The organism is Blastomonas sp. CCH1-A6 (genome assembly GCF_001556365.1).
GTDB classification, from domain to species: Bacteria; Pseudomonadota; Alphaproteobacteria; order Sphingomonadales; family Sphingomonadaceae; genus Blastomonas; species Blastomonas ursincola.
This window is the reverse complement of record NZ_LSIS01000092.1, coordinates 1-836: the sequence shown is the minus strand read 5'-3', so window position 1 is coordinate 836 and position 836 is coordinate 1. Positions and strand designations below refer to the sequence as shown.

The 836-nt window shown below is 66.0% G+C and carries 1 protein-coding gene and 1 pseudogene; both read right to left on the bottom strand.

Features of this window, described 5'->3' with window-relative positions; genetic code table 11:
• A partial coding sequence (gene trbJ / locus AX735_RS04315; RefSeq protein ID WP_066276146.1) for a P-type conjugative transfer protein TrbJ occupies window positions 1–472 on the bottom strand: 472 nt, incomplete at its 3' end.
• Window positions 469–836, bottom strand: a pseudogene (locus AX735_RS04310) (conjugal transfer protein TrbE); the annotation flags it as partial. The gene trbJ and the pseudogene AX735_RS04310, both read right to left, overlap by 4 nt.

The following is an 836-nucleotide window of genomic DNA, read 5'->3' as shown; positions in this document are numbered from 1 at the left end:
CGCCGGCCTGCACCTGCAAGGCATCCTGAAAGGCGCCGACGCTATCCTCCCAGCGAGCGTTCGCGTTGGCGACCATCTGCGCGTGATCGCCGGTCAACGCCGCGCCCTTGTAGCGGCCGTTGAACGCCTGCTGGATGTCCTGCACGTCGTAGGCGATGCGCTGGACTTCGCTCAGAAGCTGCTGGGTGCGCTGCACCTGTTGCTGGAGCTGCTGGAGCGAGGAGAACGGCAGCGAGGTGAGGTTGCGCGCCTCGTTGATGAGGCTCGTCGCCTGGTTCTGGATTTGCTGGATCTGATTGTTGATCTGCTGGAGCGACCGCGCGGCCGTCAGCACGTTCTGCGCGTAGTTGGTCGGGTCATAGACGATGCCGCCGAACTGCGCGTAGGCTGGCATGGGCGCGATCATCGGCACGACGGCTGCGCTGGCGAGGACGCCGGCCAGGATGGCGCGGCGCAGAGTCATTTTGGTCATAGCGGTAACTCCTGCTGGCTGGGGGGAAGAAGTTCGACGGCCCAGGCGCAGCCGCGATGGCGCAGCCATTCGGCCGCGAACGCCGGTGCCCCGTGGGTTTCGATGATGTCGGCGATGGCGAGCTGGTCGGTCTTCGACGACGCGGCGGTAAAGGTCAGCGCGACCTCACCCAGCCCCAGCTCGAACAGGCGATTGCCGCGCCTGCTTTGACAGTAATAATCCCTCTTGGGCGTCGCCCGGCTGAGGATTTCGATCTGCCGGGCATTGAGCCCGAACCGCTCGTAGATGGCCGCGATCTGCGGCTCGGCCGCGCGCTCGTTCGGCAGGAAGATGCGCGTCGGGCAGCTCTCGATGATGGCCGGCG